The sequence below is a fragment of the Paraburkholderia sp. SSBN10T genome, assembly GCF_056619545.1.
This window is the reverse complement of sequence record NZ_JBWQQI010000065.1, coordinates 1-677: the sequence shown is the minus strand read 5'-3', so window position 1 is coordinate 677 and position 677 is coordinate 1. Positions and strand designations below refer to the sequence as shown.

Below are 677 nucleotides of genomic sequence, written 5' to 3'. Positions count from 1 at the left end.
ACCACCATCGACAGCGCCATCATCGTCGTCTGGTTGATGCCGGCCATGATGCTCGGGCGCGCCAGCGGCAACTGCACGTTCACCAGCAACTGCCAGCGCGTGGTGCCGAAGGCGCGCGCGGCCTCGACCACGTCGGCGTCCACGTGGCGGATGCCGAGATCGGTCAGGCGGATCAGCGGCGGCAGCGCGTAGATGATGGTGGCGAGAATGGCCGGCACCTTGCCGAGGCCGAACAGCATCAGCACCGGGATCAGGTACACGAAACTCGGCAGCGTCTGCATGATGTCGAGCACCGGCAGCAGGATGCGGCGCAGCCAGGCGCTGCGCGAGGTGAGGATGCCGAGCGGCACCCCGAGCAGCACCGACAGCACGGTGGCCACCAGCATCAGCGCGAGCGTCTGCATCAGCTTGTCCCACAGGCCGAAGCAGCCGATCGCGTAGAGCAGCAGCACGAAGAAGGCGGCCACCGGCAGGCGCCGCGTCGCATTCCAGGTGAGTGCGCCGAGCGCGAGCAGGATCAGCCAGGCGGGCGTGGCCCGCAGCGCGCCTTCGAGCGGCACCAGCAGATAACGCAGCAGCAGGATGCTGAAGTTGTGGAAGCTGTCACCGTGCGCGGTGACGAACGACTGGACGACGTCGTTCACCCAGTCGGCAATCGACAGATGCAGGAAAAACGA

Annotated in this window: 1 protein-coding gene; it reads right to left on the bottom strand. The window is 66.8% G+C overall.

The features are described from left to right. Positions 1–677, bottom strand: a 677-nt coding sequence (locus AC1ECK_RS36645) for an ABC transporter permease (RefSeq protein ID WP_480328189.1), incomplete at both ends; no start/stop codon positions are given.